Here is a 12,183-nt window from a genome sequence, read left to right on the forward strand (position 1 = left end):
ACGGCTGTTTTTGCCAATTAGCGTAGCTTGGATTTCAGTTTCAGATGCTACTTTGAGTGCTTATTGGAAAAAACGCATTAATCGATGATTAAATGTTGCCCACCAAGTAGTTGGGTGTAAAAGTGTTTCAACGATTGCTTGGCGGTGCTGTAAGAACCAACGCTTAATATTTTGATCAGAAAATTTAGTGATATCAAATGGCATTTTAGATCACTCCTAAACTACCTTCATTGTATACTAGAAATGATAAACAGCCAAAATAAAATGCTAAATTTAACCAATCTTTAAACTGGATTAAGGCTTAACTAATAGGACATTGGTGCTAGAATGAACACTGATGAATTGCGCAACTGAACCAATTAAGAGGCGTTCAAATGCGCCCTTGCCACTGACGCCAAGGACTGTTAAATCAATATGCGCTTCTTCTGGGATAGTAAAAGCTAATTCACGGCGTGGTGCGCCCACTTTGAGGATGGCTCGTACATTATAAACACCGTGCTCTTTAGCGAATTGCACTTTTTGATCAAGATACGATTGGACGAAGTGTTTTTCAGATGCTGTTGTTTCAGTAGGATAAGTCATGCGTGCATTTGTATAAAGGGTATCTGGAATAATTTGAGCCACAACCAATTCAGCATTATTGCGTTTGGCAATTTCAAGCGCCTCACTAAAAGCATGTTCTGCTAAATCAGAACCATCTAAACCAACTAGAATATGGTGATAAGTCAACATCAAAAAGACCTCCTTTGTTTACCTTCAATATAGCATTCTTAATGAAGAAACGCTGTCAATAAGCATTATTAAATCTAACAGGGGATAGCTGGTTGAGTGGCTATAACAATTTGGCGCCACTAATTTGTGCCGACCATATCGTTTACTTTGTTTGAATGGCATCCTATAATAAGAATGTGAATAATTTCTCCCGAAATTTTTAACCACTATATAAAAAAGAGCCGTCGAATCGTAGATTCGGCGGCTTTCTTTTTTATAAATGATTCATTGAAAGTTGTGTTACTTGTTGTTTATTGTTAGTGGTAGTCATAACAGTATAGCGGACCTCGCGCTCAGTCAGTTGCATTGGCGAACCAGGTTTCTTAAGAGAGCGGTTAACCAATTCGGTAATCTTGGCAGGCTTGGTGCCGACACTTGTCGAAAAGGCGAAGACATAGTTTTTAAACGTTAGATTTTTACGGACATTGAGGCCTTTAATTGAAATCCCTAATACTTTACTATCACTGACGTTCATGGCAATCACATTTTTACTATCTACTTGATCAGTACGAATGCCATCAAGTGGATTTGCTTCAAAAACCCCAAGGCCTTTTTGTTGGGCAATCGGGTTATAAAGCTGAATAAAGTTTGGCCATTGTACGATTTCTTTTGCGACAGGCCCTTCAACGTAAGTTGGATGACGCATTTCTTCATTGTCAGCCAGTGTAATCCGGTACTGCTTAGCTTTATAAGGGACTTCGAATGTAAAAGCATCGTCGGTCGTTTTAGTGGTATGAATGGTATCACCAATTTGCCAATAAACTTTTTTATGGTTAGTTTTACCAGTGATTTGCGCATTGAAGCCACTGTTTGTTTCGTGGAGCTTAGCTTTAACCGAATTCCCACAAGCGGTTAAAATAAAAGTTAGACCCAAAAGCATGCATAATAATTTAACGTGACGCATTTCCCACACTCCTAATCGATAATAGGGTTAACTATGAACCGAAAAATAAAAGACTTTTTCAGTCTTCCACTTCATTGTAACCCATTTCATTATTTTTTCAATAGCACCATCGCCACTATTTAATGCTATTATAAGAAAATTTCAACTTCTGAATTGCACGGATGTGCCGTTGGTTAGCTTTGTAAACATCATCGGTATACTCTTGGAAAGTGCCATTTGGACGAGTGGCAACAGAGATGAACGCTCCCGTTTTGGCTAAAACGTCTTTGGCATAAACAAGTTCTTGGCGATTGTTATCAGTTGCATAGTCTTTCATTTTTTGATAGTCGCCTTGAGCGCTGATGTAGTAATCATCAGCATTATCCAGTTTACCTTGTGCTAGTAGGCGCCGCCCTTCAGCTGCAACAGCACTATCATGATCGTTATAATCAACATTTGCGACATTGACCGTCCCAGTTTCCGTTAACTCGCCCCAAACTTTATTATATTTTTGAGCGATAAATTCAGTGGCAACCGTCGCTTTTTTTATATGTTTGATGAATTGGCGTTCAGCTTTATCGAAATTTTTATCCTTCTTTTCAATTTTCGCTAGCGCTTCACGGTGTTCTTTCTGGGCCATATAGAAATTATAGCCGACAGGGGACGCCGCGATAATCAAACCAATCAAGCAAATAATTAGAGGGGCTTTAAGCCGTTTTTTAAAAATCAAGAAAAACAAGAGCAGGATAATGCCAAATGCAAAGACGGCAAGACCGGCATAAAGAACGATGGCGAGTATTAAGTTCATATAGGAACCTCCAAAACAGTAATCGGATAATCAGGGTTAATAAGGTTAATCAATGAATATTATCCCATTTTATGAGATATTAGCAAGTTAAAATTATAGAAAGACCTGTAAAAAATATGAATCTTCTCATGAAAGGGATTTAAACAGAAAAGTCAATTGTTTTTCCTCGGATTTTCCCGTATTATATTAAGATACGTAAAAATATAAATTATTTATAGGAGGAATAGTAGTGGATGCTTCTTTAACAACCCGTTTGGCTGCCGAATTTATTGGAACTGCAATTATGATTATTTTTGGTAACGGGGCAGTAGCCAACGTTGAATTAAAAGGAACAAAAGGTTTTAGTAGTGATTGGTTTTTAATCGCTTTTGGATATGGTTGTGGGGTTATGATTCCTGCCGTTATGTTCGGGGACATTTCTGGTAACCATCTCAATCCAGCTGTTACATTAAGCTTTGCAGTGATGGGCTTATTCCCTTGGAACAATGTTTTACCATACATTATTGTTCAATTCTTGGGGGCAATGGTTGGCCAATTATTATTGGTTGCTGCTTACAAACCATATTATGACCGCACAACAAACCAAGAAGGGATCTTGGGCTCATTTGTAACAATCGATGCTGCTCACAGTCGGATGAATGGTTTTGTAAATGAATTTTTAGGAACGTTTATCTTAGTTTTCGGGGCTTTAGCAATTGGAGCTGGTAAGTTTGGTGCTACTGGGCATATCGCTGTTGGTTTATTAGTGATGACGTTAGTAGCTTCATTGGGTGGGCCAACTGGTCCTGCTTTGAACCCAGCTCGTGATTTAGGCCCACGTTTGGTGCATATGTTTACACCACTTAAGAACAAAGGTGACTCACAATGGGGTTATGCTTGGGTGCCAGTTGTTGCACCAATTATCGGTGCCATCTGTGGTGCAGGTATTTTCCAAATGGTCTTTGCATAATCGCCTGTTTCTAAAAATAGTCCAATCGGGCTATTTTTTTTGCCCGTAAATCAAAAATACCCGGCATAAACCTTAATTGGGAAAGGCCTATACCGAGTATCTTCTGAATATTGAAATGATCTTACTTGGGGGAGTATTAATCATTTCTGTTATTGAATATATCATAAAATAACGGGAGTTTACAACCTTTTTACGTATAAAACCCAAAAAAATAAATTATTTTATAATAATACATATTGTTAATCTTTCTCTATAGTTTATTTAAACTGTATAATATTTCAAAATATCGTATATTTAATAATCGACTAAGAAAGGTGTACGGCCGCTTTCGAGAAATGGTACAATGAAAATGTTAGCGATTACATTTAAGGAGAGTAGCGTTTATGATTAAATTTCCAGAGCATTTTATGTGGGGGGCGGCAACTTCTGCTCCCCAATCAGAAGGATATTCCCTAAGTTATGGTAAGTCCGCCTCAACTTGGGATAAATGGTTTGAGATGCAGCCTGATAAGTTTAATAGCAATCAAGGCCCTGATACAGCTAGTGATACTTATCGTTTATACCGTGAAGATGTTGAAAATATGCAAAAGATTGGTTTGAATTCATTTCGGACATCGATTGCTTGGACGCGATTAATTCCCGATGGCAAACATGTTAATCAAGTAGCAGTTGATTTTTACCGCGATTATTTTAAATGCTTACGTGATGCGGGGATTACACCTATCATTAATTTATTCCATTTTGACATGCCTTGGTGGCTAATGGAAAAGGGCGGTTGGGAGACACGTGAATCAGTCGAGGCCTTTGCATGCTATGCGAAAACGGCGTTCGAATTATTTGGTGACTTGGTTGATCGTTGGACGACTTTTAATGAACCCATTGTGCACATCGAATGTGGTTACTTAACTGGCTATCATTATCCAGATATTGTTGACTTCAAAAAAGCTGTTCAGGTTGGTTATCATACCCTGATGGCCCATACAGCAGCTGTTGCTGAATTTAAAAAAGTGAAACCTGACGGTCAAATCGGCATTATTTTAAATATTACGCCAGCTTATGCTAAGAGTGATGCACCAGAGGATTTAGCGGCTAAACAAAATGCTGACTTATTACTCGCTAAGAGCTTTCTAGATCCAACCGTTTTGGGCGTTATTCCAGGTGCATTAGTTACCCTATTAAAGCAACATGAATTGTTACCAAAGACGAAAAAAGATGATCGGCAACTAATTGCCGATAACTGTGTTGATTTCATCGGTGTAAATTATTATCAACCATTGCGGGTGCAAGCACCAGAAAAACCGCAATTCCCAGCACAAACTCCCGGAGACCTATACGCTAATTATATTTGGCCAGAACGTAAGATTAATCCATATCGTGGCTGGGAAATTTATCCAGAAGCATTGTACGATGTGGCAATGATGATGAAAAATGAATATCGAAACATTCCATGGTACGTTTCTGAAAATGGAATGGGGGTTGCCGATGAAGAACGATTTATGGGGGAAGATGGTCAAATTCAAGATGATTACCGGATTGAGTTTATGCAAGCCCATCTGACTCAGCTACATCGCGCAATTGAAGCCGGTAGCAGTTGTTTCGGTTATCATACTTGGACTTTCAACGATTGTTGGTCTTGGTTAAATGGTTATCGCAATCGTTATGGGTTCTACCGCGTTGATTTAGCTCATGGGGCAAAGCGGGCGATGAAGAAAAGTGGGCGATGGTACCGTGAATTAAGCGCAAATAACGGCTTTTAGGCCAAAGAAAAAGAACCGACTAGCCAGTCGGTTCTTTTTTTGCGTTAAAAGACATCAGTTTGGACATATTTATTGTGCAATTCAAAGAAATCATACGTCGCTAAGTTTTCGACATCCGCTTTTCCATTGAAGATGGCCGTTGCCGAACCAGCCAACATCAAGTTGATCGGTAAGTTATCACGGAAACGAACCAGGATTACTGGTTTATTGTGGGCAAAAGCATAACCGCATTCCCACATGGTTCCGGAATCAGGTTCGAATTCGCCTTCTTCCGACTTAAAATCTAAAATAGCGACTACAACGTCTGCTTGGTCAATCTGGCGCGTATCGACGTTAAAAGTAGCGACTTGCCATTCGAAAGTCCCAAATTCTGCATCAGGATAAGGGTGTTGCCCTGGTTTGAAGAGTGCATCAGCATCGATTGTTGGATTTTTAGTGAGTAAATCGGCTACTTGATCTAACCGATTGTTTTGTTCAGGACTAAAAAATGGACCAGCAAGGTAAACTTGTTTTTTGGAGGGCATGAGAGCCGCCTTTCTCGATAATGTTCGTGTTTTTATAATAATTCAAGCTTAAAAAGCTATTTATTTAATTATATACGTACGAAAAAATATATTCAACCTATATCTCACGAAAAAATACGTAAAATAAAAAACTGCCTAAGCAGTTTTAGTGAACGAGCAAGTAAATCGCCAACAGTACAAAGGCCACAACTAAGATTGTGAACATGTAAGTTGAAGCAGTACTAACAGCTTTCTTACGTTCCTTTGACAGTGGTCGGTTTGCTAATTTCTTGTATTGCTTTTTAGCAATTTCAAATTGACGTTTATCTTTCATTTGTATCCCTCGCTTGTTTCAGTGTCCCTATTATAGCATGGAATACAGTGGATTGATAATTATTGATGATAAGACTGGACTTTCAATCTGGAACAGGCTACGATAATGCTATATTGGAGTATAAGGAAGTAACAAATCATGGAATTAAAGACAACTAAACAAACAACTGGGCACAAATTATCAGTTGCAGGGATTTTGATTACGATGGGGGTCGTTTACGGCGATATTGGGACGTCCCCATTATATGTAATGAAATCAATTGTCGAGGGGAACGGTGGCTTGGCAAACATTAGCCGTGACTTTATCACCGGCAGTATTTCGCTCGTCTTTTGGACGTTAATGTTGATGACGACCATCAAATACGTCATGATTGCATTGCGTGCGGATAATAATGGTGAAGGTGGGATTTTTGCACTGTACACTTTAATCCGTAAGCAGGCTAAGTGGCTCGTGATCCCCGCAATCATTGGCGGAGCGACGCTATTAGCAGACGGCATGTTAACGCCAGCTGTGACGGTCACAACGGCGATTGAGGGGTTAAAAGGATTACCGATTAATGGGAACGTTTTAATTCACAACCAAAATCAAGTCATTTTAGTGACAGTCTCAATTTTATCGGTCTTATTTTTCATTCAGAAATTTGGGACTGATTTAATCGGTAAATCTTTTGGGCCCATTATGTTAATTTGGTTTACTTTTATTGGTGGCATTGGATTGGTTAACTTAATGGGGGACCTAACGATGCTTAAAGCCCTTAATCCATATTATGCGATTGAATTATTATTTAGCCCTGAGAATAAGGTGGGAATTCTAATCTTAGGGAGTGTCTTCTTGGCAACAACTGGGGCTGAAGCCCTTTATTCAGATATGGGGCACGTTGGTCGGTTGAATATTTATGGTAGTTGGCCATACATTGCGCTTTGCTTAGTATTGAATTACTTTGGGCAAGGTGTTTGGTTACTACAACATAAAGATGTGATAGCTTACCAACGTATTTCTGATTTTAATCCGTTTTTTGAAGTGATGCCAGCTCAATTAAAGGTTCCAGCGATTTTGCTAGCAACCATTGCGGCGATTATTGCATCACAAGCCTTGATTTCGGGGTCGTATACCTTAGTTTCAGAAGCAATCAAGTTGCGTCTTTTACCACGAATTAAGGTTGATTATCCGGCAAAATTAAAAGGGCAACTCTATATTTCAATTGTTAACTGGATTTTATGGGCCGTTTGTTTAATGGTTGTTTTCTATTTTAAAAACTCAGCCCATATGGAAGCCGCCTACGGATTGGCGATTACGATTACGATGTTAATGACAACCATCTTGTTATTCCATTACTTGGGTCGTCATGAGAAAAAGTGGGGATTGGCTTACTTAGTCCTCATCTTCTTCGGGACAATCGAAGTTATTTTCTTCATCTCAAGTGCCGCCAAATTCATGCACGGTGGGTACGTCACAGTCTTAATTGCGGCGGTTATCCTATCAATCATGTTTGTTTGGTATCGTAGTAATACGATTAAGGAAAGCAATACTTTCAAGGCAAGTACGGTTTCATTACTAGCTTATAAGCAACAACTACATGATTTACGAGATGACACAACTTTAGCAATGTACACGACTAATTTGGTTTACCTTTCAAAACCACAAAATAAACCGCATGAACAGAATATGGTTAAGAAAAATATTCTCTATTCGATTTTGGATAAACGACCAAAACGGGCGCAAGTTTACTGGTTTGTTGCGGTTAATGTCACGGACGAACCGTATACGGCAGAATATACTGCTGATACACTGGGAACTGATTATATTGTCAACGTCCAATTGTATCTGGGCTTTAAGATGGAACAGAAAGTAAACATCTTTATTCGTCAAATCATTCAAGAAATGATTCATCGCGGAGAACTACCAGCACAACCGCAACGCTACACAACGATTCCCAACCGAAATGTCGGTGATTTCTCGTTTGTGATCATGCAAGAAGATTTGTCGCCAGCAACGCAAATTCGAGCAATGGATAAAGGGATTGTTCAAATGCGGTTATGGTTGGAAAAATTTACTGATACACCAGCTTCATGGTTTGGTTTGGATTACAGCGATGTCTTTGTGGAACGGATTCCACTGGTCCTAGGCCGTCAAAAAGCGGTTTCTAAGTACCACTTAAAGCGTCGTGAATAGCATAAATACTTTAAGTTTATAACGCCTAAGACAGAAGCGTGTCGTCTTAGGCGTTATTTGGTCAATAGCAGTCAAGAAAGCGGTATGCATTACAATTATCGAGGGCACTGCCGTCATTTTGTTACTTGTTTGTCATCAATTGTTATGCGTTTGATATGTACAAGCGAATATAAGATGGTATATTAGTCCCACGTTAATAAATCAAAACAACAAGGAGCACATCTATTACATGAAATCTTTTAAGACAGTATTGCTTAGCGCTACATTGACAACGGCTGCAACAGTCGGATTACTTTTTGCAGGTCAATCAACAGCAAACGCCGCTACAACTTATACGGTTGCAAGTGGCGATACATTATCAAAAATCGCTCAAAAGTTTACCGGTAGTACAGATTTAGTCAATCAGATTGCCACAACTAACAACATCAAAGACAGTAATATGATTTTTGTCGGGGAACAATTAATAATCGACGCTGACCAACCGGCAACAACTGTTCAAACGACAACACCGACAGTTGCCTCACAACCAGTCGCCGTTCAAACGCCAGCTCCTGTGACTCAAGCACAACCTACCCAGGTACAAGCCGCCGTTCAAGCGACACCAACCCAACAAACAACTGCTGTTGCACCGACGGCTAGTTCAGCCAAAGAATGGATTGCACAAAAAGAATCTGGTGGTTCATACACAGCCCGTAACGGTCAAATGATTGGACGTTATCAATTAACCGCATCATATTTAAATGGTGACTACTCAGCAGCCAATCAAGATCGGGTTGCCGATCAATATGTAACAAGCCGTTATGGTTCATGGGATGCCGCTAAGGATTTCTGGTTAAGTAATGGTTGGTACTAAGATTTAAGTTGGATTGCATCAGATGGAATTCTTTTGTATCAATTGGAAGAAGCTAGCTGATAGCACATAATTAGATTATTGAAATAAACCAAAAGACTAGGCCAAAAAGCAATTTTTGCCCTAGTCTTTTTTTATTTTCTGAGAAAGCGTCCTTGACTAAACCGAATGTGTGTTCGTATAATTAAGAAGACATAAGCTGAATAAAGAGGTGTGCCTGATGGATACGAACAAAAAAATTATGCCGCCAGATCAAGGCAGGTTAAATTTATATTTAAATAGGTCTGGCGTCCTAGAGTTACGACGACTAGTAGGCCATCATCGTGATACTTTAATTGATTCAATGAATTGTTATAAGCATCACGAGAAATTTCTGCAATTTATTAAGCGCCATTTAAGCATCGTTAACTTATTAGCGATTAATCGTTGGCAATGTGAATTGGATGAACAGGTGCGCCAGATTCAAGTTGGGGTGAAGGGCCGTGTATGACTATCGAAATGAACCACGACGTGTAATTTTGATGATTGATTCGAAATCTTTTTACGCTTCAGTAGAAGCCGCTGCCAGGGGGCTTAATCCACTAAAGGCGATTTTAGTCGTAATGTCGACTGAAAAGAATACTGGTAGTGGCTTGGTGCTAGCAGCAAGCCCCATGGCTAAGAAACTGTTTGGTATCAGTAACGTGACACGAGCACGGGACGTTCCGATTCATGATAAGCGTCTAATGGTTGTTCCCCCACGGATGAATCTCTATATTCAAGAAAATCAGAAGATTAACCGCATTTTCCAGCAATTTACGGCAGAAGAGGATATTCATCCGTATTCCATTGATGAGTCGTTACTGGATATTACCGATAGTTGGCAACTTTTTGGAGCAACACCGTATGAAGTCGCACGCAAAATCCAGCTAGCTGTTAAGAAAGAAACGGGGATTTATCTAACAGTGGGAATTGGCGATAATCCGTTACTTGCCAAACTTGCAATGGATCTTGAAGCTAAACGCAATCACAGTTTAATTGCAACATGGCATTACGAAGATGTACCGGATAAATTATGGCCAGTAACGCAGTTAGATGACGTCTGGTCAATTGGTCACCGGACAGCAAAAAAACTGAATCAGAAGCATATCCAATCAATGTATGACATTGCGCATACGAATCCCTATCGATTAAAGCAGGAGATGGGGGTGATTGGGGCCCAATTATTTGCTTTTAGCTGGGGGATTGATCGGGCGATTGTGCGGCAGAAATATGTGACCAAAGAGAAGTCCTATGGGAATAGTCAGGTATTACCACGTGATTATTTTATTCAAGCCGAGATTGAAGTAGTGATTCGGGAAATTGCAGAGCAAGTGGGCGCCCGCCTCAGAGCGCATCATAAGGCGGCGACGGTCATCAGTCTGGGAATTGGCTTTTCATTTTCTGAAAAAGAGGCCGCAATGCATGACGGCTTTGCACGTTCAATGAAGATTGATGCGACCAACGCCAATCATCAACTCACAAAATACGCTATTCACCTTTTTCGTGAAGAGTGGCAACATGAAACGATTCGACAGATTAGCATTGCTTGTAGCAAGCTGGTCGACGATAGTGCGGAACAATTAGATATGTTCGACACGCAGTTTATTGACTTGAAAAAGCAAAAATTAGATAGTACGGTTGATGAAATTCGCAAGCGCTACGGATTGACATCGGTAGTCAAGTTATCCAGTAAAGTAAAAGGGGCGACTGCGATTGAACGTGCTGGCTTAGTCGGTGGGCATGCTGGAGGAAACGTCTATGAATAATGATGAATATGATCCGCATTTGGTCAAGCAATTTTTAACATATGATTATCACGACCGTGGCATGATGAAATGGCACGGATTCTATTTAAGTGATCATACGTCAGTGCTCGATAAGAATACGCGAGCGCAAGTCCGTGAACGCCATGAAAAACATATTGAGGCAATGACTGCTGAGATGATTGCTAATACCATCAATGACGCGATTATTAAATGTTATCCGGTTCAAATCGACAAAGCAGAACGTTCAATAGAAGGGATTGTGCCAAGCAAGATCGAAGGATTAATCAGTGGTTGGTTTGGGAGTCAAATAATCGTGGCGAATGAAGCCATTTTAATAGAAGAAATTTATGCAATAAAAAAACTAGCCCGCTAACTGAGATTGTTAACGGGCTAGTTTGGGGGCATACTTTAAGCAAACAAAAAGCCGTTAAACTTGAGTTTAACGGCTTTTCTAGATTCTAGGCTGTTTTAAATATCACCCGTACGGGGATCGAACCCGTAACTCCGCCTTGAGAGGGCGACGTCTTAACCAATTTGACCAACGGGCAGTGTTTTGAATAATTAATATTATAGCGAATAAAGCCCGTCAAGTCAATGGTTAATTGACTTGAGCTAGGTTAGATAAAAATTTTATAGTTACGACGATTAATGTTAATAATTTCCTTAGTCATTGTTCGATTCGTTTGTCTTTTTAAATGCTTCAAGATATGCCGAATATAATCCTTATGGGTGACCAATAAATTTAGAATATCGTTGTCGATTGCAACTTCAAGCGTCCGCCGTGAATCAACAAAATCAAGTACAACGTGGTCTTGATCATATACAGCAACTTTTCCGTCAAATAGTTTTTCAATTTCCGCTTTCTTCATTTTCAAACCATCTCCAAGAATAGTATAGTCCTTTTTTAAAGATTTGTTAAAAATCATAATTGACAACGTCTAGAGAGTGCAGTATTATAGTATTCGTTGATGATATTGGGTATTCGCCAAATTGGTAAGGCACCGGACTCTGAATCCGGAATTTATAGGTTCGAGCCCTATATACCCAATCAATCGAAAAAAGAGGAGCTGAGTACTCAGCTCCTCTTTTTGTGTCGTCATATAAATAGGGCGGCTTATTTGAAGTTATCCGTTGCAAACATCATTTGAATTGCGTGCCGGTCAGCAATTTTAGCTAAAGTCCGTAAATTAAAGAACCAATAATACGCTAACACTTTACTTCTGAAAATCAATGTTTTGTTCTGAGCACCGGAAATTTGAATAATGCGTTCATCCAACGTGACTTTTAAGTTTAAATCATTTAATTTTAATACTTTCATTTTTACCACCTCGTAAGAATATTACGTAAAAACGCGTCATTATTTTTAAAA

The 12,183-nt window shown here is 39.5% G+C and carries 15 protein-coding genes and 2 tRNA genes; 8 read left to right on the plus strand and 9 right to left on the minus strand.

All coding sequences use genetic code 11. The annotated features are described in order from the left end of the window. Positions 1 to 60: 60 nt before the first annotated feature. The 4 genes from J7Q78_RS00740 to J7Q78_RS00755 all read right to left on the minus strand — a co-directional run bounded on the left by J7Q78_RS00740 (position 61) and on the right by J7Q78_RS00755 (position 2,462). Positions 61 to 204: a hypothetical protein gene (locus tag J7Q78_RS00740; protein ID WP_208422554.1), complete on the minus strand. Its 144-nt coding sequence runs from the start codon at positions 202 to 204 to the stop codon at positions 61 to 63. Positions 205 to 294: 90 nt separating this feature from the next. After that, on the minus strand, positions 295 to 732 hold the full coding sequence (locus tag J7Q78_RS00745) for a universal stress protein (RefSeq protein ID WP_235688022.1): 438 nt from the start codon (positions 730 to 732) through the stop codon (positions 295 to 297). Between the two features lie 253 nt (positions 733 to 985). Beyond that, positions 986 to 1,675, minus strand: a complete 690-nt coding sequence (locus tag J7Q78_RS00750; protein WP_208422553.1) for a hypothetical protein — start codon at positions 1,673 to 1,675, stop codon at positions 986 to 988. Positions 1,676 to 1,790: 115 nt separating this feature from the next. Beyond that, complete coding sequence (locus J7Q78_RS00755) at positions 1,791 to 2,462, minus strand: hypothetical protein (protein WP_208422552.1); 672 nt, start codon at positions 2,460 to 2,462, stop codon at positions 1,791 to 1,793. A gap of 229 nt (positions 2,463 to 2,691) precedes the next feature. Between J7Q78_RS00755 and J7Q78_RS00760 the strand changes: the two genes are divergently transcribed. Then, the gene (locus tag J7Q78_RS00760) at positions 2,692 to 3,411 is read left to right on the plus strand and encodes an MIP/aquaporin family protein (RefSeq protein WP_208422551.1); all 720 of its coding nucleotides are present in this window, start codon (positions 2,692 to 2,694) and stop codon (positions 3,409 to 3,411) included. Positions 3,412 to 3,794: 383 nt separating this feature from the next. Beyond that, positions 3,795 to 5,168, plus strand: coding sequence for a glycoside hydrolase family 1 protein (locus J7Q78_RS00765; protein WP_208422550.1), 1,374 nt, complete (start codon positions 3,795 to 3,797; stop codon positions 5,166 to 5,168). Between the two features lie 44 nt (positions 5,169 to 5,212). Here J7Q78_RS00765 and J7Q78_RS00770 read toward each other — a convergent pair whose 3' ends face one another. Beyond that, entirely contained in the window at positions 5,213 to 5,692 is a 480-nt protein-coding gene (locus tag J7Q78_RS00770) for a nucleoside 2-deoxyribosyltransferase (protein ID WP_154241810.1), read from the minus strand. A 145-nt stretch (positions 5,693 to 5,837) separates the two neighbouring features. Further along, the gene (locus J7Q78_RS00775) at positions 5,838 to 6,005 is read right to left on the minus strand and encodes a hypothetical protein (RefSeq protein WP_173011530.1); all 168 of its coding nucleotides are present in this window, start codon (positions 6,003 to 6,005) and stop codon (positions 5,838 to 5,840) included. A 138-nt stretch (positions 6,006 to 6,143) separates the two neighbouring features. Between J7Q78_RS00775 and J7Q78_RS00780 the strand changes: the two genes are divergently transcribed. The 5 genes from J7Q78_RS00780 to J7Q78_RS00800 all read left to right on the plus strand — a co-directional run bounded on the left by J7Q78_RS00780 (position 6,144) and on the right by J7Q78_RS00800 (position 11,187). Then, positions 6,144 to 8,177 carry a KUP/HAK/KT family potassium transporter gene (locus J7Q78_RS00780; protein ID WP_154241811.1) on the plus strand — a complete coding sequence of 678 codons (2,034 nt, stop codon included), beginning with the start codon at positions 6,144 to 6,146 and terminating at the stop codon, positions 8,175 to 8,177. 229 nt (positions 8,178 to 8,406) lie between these two features. After that, positions 8,407 to 9,030: an aggregation-promoting factor gene (gene apf / locus J7Q78_RS00785; protein WP_208422549.1), complete on the plus strand. Its 624-nt coding sequence runs from the start codon at positions 8,407 to 8,409 to the stop codon at positions 9,028 to 9,030. 217 nt (positions 9,031 to 9,247) lie between these two features. Next, positions 9,248 to 9,517 (plus strand): hypothetical protein, encoded by a 270-nt coding sequence (locus tag J7Q78_RS00790; RefSeq protein WP_208422548.1) that lies wholly within the window; start codon positions 9,248 to 9,250, stop codon positions 9,515 to 9,517. 31 nt (positions 9,518 to 9,548) lie between these two features. Beyond that, positions 9,549 to 10,814 carry a Y-family DNA polymerase gene (locus J7Q78_RS00795; RefSeq protein ID WP_208422589.1) on the plus strand — a complete coding sequence of 422 codons (1,266 nt, stop codon included), beginning with the start codon at positions 9,549 to 9,551 and terminating at the stop codon, positions 10,812 to 10,814. Beyond that, positions 10,807 to 11,187, plus strand: coding sequence for a hypothetical protein (locus tag J7Q78_RS00800; RefSeq protein ID WP_208422547.1), 381 nt, complete (start codon positions 10,807 to 10,809; stop codon positions 11,185 to 11,187). Before J7Q78_RS00795 ends, J7Q78_RS00800 begins: the two co-directional genes overlap by 8 nt. A gap of 102 nt (positions 11,188 to 11,289) precedes the next feature. Here the strand turns inward: J7Q78_RS00800 and J7Q78_RS00805 are convergent. After that, a tRNA-Glu gene (locus J7Q78_RS00805) sits at positions 11,290 to 11,362 on the minus strand. 69 nt (positions 11,363 to 11,431) lie between these two features. Further along, positions 11,432 to 11,683: a hypothetical protein gene (locus J7Q78_RS00810; RefSeq protein WP_154241815.1), complete on the minus strand. Its 252-nt coding sequence runs from the start codon at positions 11,681 to 11,683 to the stop codon at positions 11,432 to 11,434. Positions 11,684 to 11,789: 106 nt separating this feature from the next. Between J7Q78_RS00810 and J7Q78_RS00815 the strand changes: the two genes are divergently transcribed. Then, a tRNA-Gln gene (locus J7Q78_RS00815) sits at positions 11,790 to 11,862 on the plus strand. Positions 11,863 to 11,928: 66 nt separating this feature from the next. On the opposite strand, the gene J7Q78_RS00820 is transcribed toward J7Q78_RS00815, so the two are convergent. Then, entirely contained in the window at positions 11,929 to 12,132 is a 204-nt protein-coding gene (locus J7Q78_RS00820; RefSeq protein WP_208422546.1) for a hypothetical protein, read from the minus strand. Positions 12,133 to 12,183 lie beyond the last annotated feature (51 nt).

Origin of the sequence: Latilactobacillus fragifolii (assembly GCF_905332535.1) — a bacterium.
Classification (GTDB): Bacteria; Bacillota; Bacilli; order Lactobacillales; family Lactobacillaceae; genus Latilactobacillus; species Latilactobacillus fragifolii.

Excerpts from the sequence above, each read along its gene's own strand:
- J7Q78_RS00740 (WP_208422554.1), bottom strand. The coding sequence starts at position 204 with ATGCCATTTGATATCACTAAATTTTCTGATCAAAATATTAAGCGTTGG.
- J7Q78_RS00745 (WP_235688022.1), bottom strand. The coding sequence starts at position 732 with ATGTTGACTTATCACCATATTCTAGTTGGTTTAGATGGTTCTGATTTA.
- J7Q78_RS00750 (WP_208422553.1), bottom strand. The coding sequence starts at position 1,675 with ATGCGTCACGTTAAATTATTATGCATGCTTTTGGGTCTAACTTTTATT.
- J7Q78_RS00755 (WP_208422552.1), bottom strand. The coding sequence starts at position 2,462 with ATGAACTTAATACTCGCCATCGTTCTTTATGCCGGTCTTGCCGTCTTT.
- J7Q78_RS00765 (WP_208422550.1), top strand. The coding sequence starts at position 3,795 with ATGATTAAATTTCCAGAGCATTTTATGTGGGGGGCGGCAACTTCTGCT.
- J7Q78_RS00770 (WP_154241810.1), bottom strand. The coding sequence starts at position 5,692 with ATGCCCTCCAAAAAACAAGTTTACCTTGCTGGTCCATTTTTTAGTCCT.
- J7Q78_RS00775 (WP_173011530.1), bottom strand. The coding sequence starts at position 6,005 with ATGAAAGATAAACGTCAATTTGAAATTGCTAAAAAGCAATACAAGAAA.
- J7Q78_RS00780 (WP_154241811.1), top strand. The coding sequence starts at position 6,144 with ATGGAATTAAAGACAACTAAACAAACAACTGGGCACAAATTATCAGTT.
- apf (WP_208422549.1), top strand. The coding sequence starts at position 8,407 with ATGAAATCTTTTAAGACAGTATTGCTTAGCGCTACATTGACAACGGCT.
- J7Q78_RS00790 (WP_208422548.1), top strand. The coding sequence starts at position 9,248 with ATGGATACGAACAAAAAAATTATGCCGCCAGATCAAGGCAGGTTAAAT.
- J7Q78_RS00795 (WP_208422589.1), top strand. The coding sequence starts at position 9,549 with ATGATTGATTCGAAATCTTTTTACGCTTCAGTAGAAGCCGCTGCCAGG.
- J7Q78_RS00800 (WP_208422547.1), top strand. The coding sequence starts at position 10,807 with ATGAATAATGATGAATATGATCCGCATTTGGTCAAGCAATTTTTAACA.
- J7Q78_RS00810 (WP_154241815.1), bottom strand. The coding sequence starts at position 11,683 with ATGAAGAAAGCGGAAATTGAAAAACTATTTGACGGAAAAGTTGCTGTA.
- J7Q78_RS00820 (WP_208422546.1), bottom strand. The coding sequence starts at position 12,132 with ATGAAAGTATTAAAATTAAATGATTTAAACTTAAAAGTCACGTTGGAT.